The 4802-nt window shown below is 72.5% G+C and carries 2 protein-coding genes; both read left to right on the forward strand.

Translation table 11 applies throughout. The annotated features are described in order from the left end of the window. The first annotated feature begins 152 nt into the window (after positions 1 to 152). The gene (locus QC029_RS30185; protein WP_279559035.1) at positions 153 to 1253 is read left to right on the forward strand and encodes an aminotransferase class I/II-fold pyridoxal phosphate-dependent enzyme; all 1101 of its coding nucleotides are present in this window, start codon (positions 153 to 155) and stop codon (positions 1251 to 1253) included. 307 nt (positions 1254 to 1560) lie between these two features. Beyond that, positions 1561 to 4755, forward strand: a complete 3195-nt coding sequence (locus QC029_RS30190; RefSeq protein WP_279559034.1) for a glycosyl hydrolase 115 family protein — start codon at positions 1561 to 1563, stop codon at positions 4753 to 4755. Positions 4756 to 4802 lie beyond the last annotated feature (47 nt).

A 4802-nucleotide genomic window follows, 5' to 3' on the forward strand; every position in this document is an offset into this window, starting at 1 on the left:
CACGGCGGCGGGGCCGTACGGTTGGCCGTACGGCCCCGCCGCCATACGGAGGTGACCCCGTGACGCTCCCGCAGCCGCACACCCCCGGCCGGACGAGCACCCCCAACCCCCTGACCCTGCTGACCCCCGCCGATCTGAGGCGGCGCACCAGCATGAAGTGGCGCACCCACCCGGAGGACGTGCTGCCCCTGTGGGTGGCGGAGATGGACGTTCGGCCGGCCGAACCGGTGGCGCGGGCGCTCACCGAGGCCGTCGCGCTGGGCGACACCGGCTACCCGGTGGGCACGGTGTACGCCGACGCGCTGGCCGGTTTCGCGGCCCGGCGCTGGGGCTGGCGGATCCGGGCCGACCACACCGCGCTCGTCCCCGACGTGATGCTGGGCGCGGTGGAGGTGCTCAAGCTCGTCACCGGCCCCGGCGACGCGGTGGTCGTCAACCCGCCGGTCTACCCGCCCTTCCACGCCTTCGTCACGCACATGGACCGCCGGATCGCCGAGGCCCCGCTGGGCGCGGACCACCGGCTGGACCTCCGCGCGCTGGAGTCCGCCTTCGCCCGGGCCACCGGGGGAGGGCGGCCGGCGGCGTACCTGCTGTGCAACCCCCACAACCCGACCGGCACCGTCCACACCCGGGCCGAGCTGGAGCGGGTGGCCGAACTGGCGGGGGCGTACGGGGTCCGCGTCGTCTCCGACGAGATCCACGCGCCCCTGGTGCTGCCGGGAGCGGACCACGTGCCCTACCCGAGCGTGCGCGGCGCCGGAGACGCCTTCGCCCTGCTGTCGGCGTCCAAGGCGTGGAACCTGGCCGGGCTCAAGGCCGCGCTCGCGGTGGCGGGCCCGGAGGCCGCCGAGGACCTGGCCCGGATGCCCGAGGAGGCCGGGCACGGGGCGAGCCACCTGGGCGTCATCGCCCACAGCGCGGCCCTGCGGGAGGGCGGCGACTGGCTCGACGCCCTGCTGGCCGGGCTGGACGAGAACCGGCGGCTGCTGGCCGACCTGCTGGCCCGCCGTCTGCCCGGGGTGCGTCACCGCCCGCCCCAGGGCACCTACCTCGCCTGGCTGGACTGCCGGGCCCTGGGCCTGGGCGACGACCCGGCCGCGGTGTTCCTGGAGCGCGGCCGGGTGGCCCTCAGTTCCGGTCCCGACTTCGGCACGGGCGGCGCCGGGCACGTCCGGCTGAACCTCGCGGCCTCGCCCGAGGTGCTCATCGAGGCCGTGCGGCGGATGGCCGCCGCGCTCCGGCACCGGCTCTGAGCCGCGACACCGGCTCGGAGCGGTATGTCGACTTGTCGCCCTGTGTCCGGAGCCCGGGCGCGGGGCGGGCGGCAGGCGTCTCCAGTCGTTCCGTGACGTCTGCGAAAACTTTCGGCGAGGCAAGCCGCCCGCGATCTTGTTCAACTGGCCGAACGGCTGTGGTACGCACGTAACTTCCGCGATACAGAGCCTTGACCCGAGCATGACCCGGTGATTTCCTTTCCGGAACCATTCCGGAAAGATCAATGTGCGACCTCTCTCCAGCCCCTCCAGTCCTCTCCCGTCCCTGACTTGCGGAGATTGAGCAATGAGAAGGCCCAACACCGGCCCACAGGTCCCCGGGAACGCCAGCCGGCGCACGTTCCTCGGGTTGATCCCGCTGACCGCGGCCGCCACCGCCGTACCCGCCGTCGCCGCCCCCGCCGCCGCGGCGGACCGGGGGAGGAAGAGGCCCGGCGGGAGCTCCGGCACCTACCTGTCCTTCTCCCGCCGCTCCGGGAGCCTCCCCCTCGTCGCGGGCGGCAGGGCCGCGCCGATCGTGGTCAGCGGCAGCGACCATCCGGGCGTGCTGCGGGCGGTCGAGGACCTGCGCAAGGACATCGGACGCGTCACCGGCGTCGAACCGGCCGTCAGACGCGGCGACACCCCGCCGCGCCGCTCCGAGGTCGTGATCGTCGGCACCCTCGGGAGGAGCCCGCTTGTCGACCGGCTCGTCGCCGACGGCAAGCTGGACGTCTCCGGCATCGCGGGGAAGTGGGAGACGACGCTGGAGCAGATCGTGGAGGACCCGATGCCGGGGGTGCGCCGCGCCTTCGTCATCGCCGGCAGCGACCAGCGCGGCACCATCTTCGGGATCTACGAGACCACCCGGCAGATGGGCGTGTCCCCCTGGCACTTCTGGGACGACGTACCGCCGCGCCGCCACGACGAGCTGCACGTACTGCCCGGCCGCCACACCCAGGGCACCCCGGCCGTGAAGTACCGCGGCTTCTTCATCAACGACGAGAACCCGGCGCTGGGGACCTGGGCGCCCGAGTACTTCGGCCCCGGCCACGCCCCCGGTTTCCCCAACGGCTTCAACAAGGAGTTCTACGCCCGGGTCTTCGAGACCATGCTCCGGCTCAAGGCCAACTACCTGTGGCCGGCGGTGTGGGGCCGGGCCTTCGCCGAGGACGACCCGGCCAACCACGCCACGGCCAAGGAGTACGGCATCGTGATGGGCACCTCGCACGAGGCGCCCATGATGCGCGGCATCGAGGAGTGGAACCGCCACGCCGTCCCCGCCAAACGCGACGCCGAGGGCAACATCACCGAGCCCGGCAGCGACCCCTACGGCGGCACCGGCGAGTGGAGCTTCCGCCGCAACCGCAAGGCCGTCGAGGCGTACTGGGCCGACGGCATCCGCCGCATGCTGGAGGAGGACTTCGAGGGCGTCGTCACCCTCGGCATGCGCGGCAACGGCGACGTCAGCCTGCCGGACGGCGACGGCATCGACCTGATGCAGTCCATCCTCGACAGCCAGCGCCGGATCCTGGCCGAGGTCACCGGGAAGGAGGACGTCACCGGCATCCCGCAGGTGCAGACCCTCTACAAGGAGGTCCAGCGCTACTGGGACAAGGGCCTGCGGCCTCCGGAGGACGTCACCGTCGTCTTCTGCGACGACAACTGGGGCAACATGCGCAAGCTGCCCGACCAGTCGCTCCCCGAGCGCGCCGGCGGCTACGGCATGTACTACCACTTCGACTACGTGGGCGTCGGCCGCAACTACAAGTGGGTCGACACCGTCAACCTCGTCAGCACCTGGGAGCAGCTCCACCTCGCCCACACCTACGGTGTGGACCGCCTGTGGGTGGTCAACGTGGGGGATCTGAAGGCCGAGGAACTGCCCACGCAGTTCTTCCTGGACTACGCCTGGGACCCGGAGCGCTGGCCCCTGGAGCGCCTCCACGAGTGGGGGCGCGGCTACGTCGCGCAGAGCTTCGGCCCCGAGCACGCCGACGAGATCGCCGAGGTCCTGCACACCTACGGCGTCCTGCAGGCCCGCCGCAAGCCCGAGCTGCTCAACCGCCGCATCACCCTCGACCCCTCCAAGGACCTGTCGACGGACGAGGCGGCGGTGGTCTACGACGACCAGGCCAGCCCGTACCACCTCAACCACTACGGGGAGACGGCGCGGGTCACCCGGGAGTGGCGCGAACTCGCCGAGCGCGCCGAGAAGATCGGCCGCAGGCTTCCGAAGGCCGACCAGGACGCCTACTACCAGCTCGTGCTCTACCAGGTGAAGGCCACCGCCAACCTCTACGAGCTGCGCGAGGCGGAGTTCACCAACATCCTCTACGCCGGGCAGGGCCGCGCCGCGACCAACCGCTACGCCGACCTCACCGACGCGCGCTTCGCCGACGACCAGGCGATGTCGGACTACTACAACAACATCCTGGCCGGCGGGAAGTGGAAGGGCTTCCAGACCCAGCCGAAGATCGGCTACGGCGACGTGGAGCGCTACGGGCCCGACGCGCCCTGGCAGCAGCCCCAGACGCCCAACCACGTCGCCCTGCCCGACGAGGTCTTCCCGGCGGTCAGGCGCATCGAACTGCCCGACCGCGCCGAGATGGGCGTGGCGGTCGACGGCTCCGACCTGTGGTGGCCCGAGGCGGAGGAACCGGCGGTGCTGCCGGCCTTCAGCCCGTACCAGAACTACCCCGAGCAGTACATCGAGGTCTTCAACCGGGGCAGCAGGCCGTTCGACTACCGCATCACCGCGGCCGAGCCCTGGGTGAGGGTCGACCGCGCCGAAGGGCGGGTCGACGAGCAGGTCCGCGCCACCGTGCGCGTCGACTGGAAGCGGGCGCCCAGGGGCGTGACGCGGGTGCCCGTCACCGTCCACGGGCCCGGCGGCGCCACCGTGGAGGTCCAGGCCGTCGTCGACAACCCCCGGCTGCCGCTGCGGGGGCCGCGGGGCTTCGTCGAGGCGGACGGGCACGTCTCCATGGAGGCCGCGCACTACTCCCGGGCCGTGAACAGCGCCGGGATCCACTGGAAGCGCCTGCCGGACATCGGACGGGCGGAGGACGGGATGGAGCCCTACCCCGTCACCGCGCCCAGCCGGGAGCCCGGCGGCCACGGGCCGCGCCTGGAGTACGAGATGACGCTCACCACGGCCGGCGAGGTCGAGGTGTGGGTGTACCTGGCGCCGCGCAACAACGTCCTGCCGACGGAGGGGCTGCGCTACGCCGTCTCGATCGACGGCGCCGAGCCGCAGACGGTCAACGTCACCACCGCCACGGGCGCCGACGACACCTACATGAACAGGCGGTGGGCGAGGAACACCTCCGACAACGTCAACCGCACCTCCACCCGGCACACGGTGGACCGGCCGGGCGTCCACGTCCTGAAGCTGTGGATGGTCGACCCGACGGTCATCGTGCACCGGATCGTCGTGGACACCGGCGGTCTGCGGCCGAGCTACCTGGGTCCGCCGGAGAGCCGGCGGGTCGGCCGCTGAGGGGCGCCGGCGCGGCACGACGGGCCCGGCCGGGGCGACCTCGAGGT

The sequence above is a fragment of the Streptomyces sp. DH37 genome, assembly GCF_029813835.1.
Taxonomy (GTDB): Bacteria; Actinomycetota; Actinomycetes; order Streptomycetales; family Streptomycetaceae; genus Streptomyces.

Excerpts from the sequence above, each read along its gene's own strand:
- QC029_RS30185 (WP_279559035.1), top strand. The coding sequence starts at position 153 with ATGAAGTGGCGCACCCACCCGGAGGACGTGCTGCCCCTGTGGGTGGCG.
- QC029_RS30190 (WP_279559034.1), top strand. The coding sequence starts at position 1,561 with ATGAGAAGGCCCAACACCGGCCCACAGGTCCCCGGGAACGCCAGCCGG.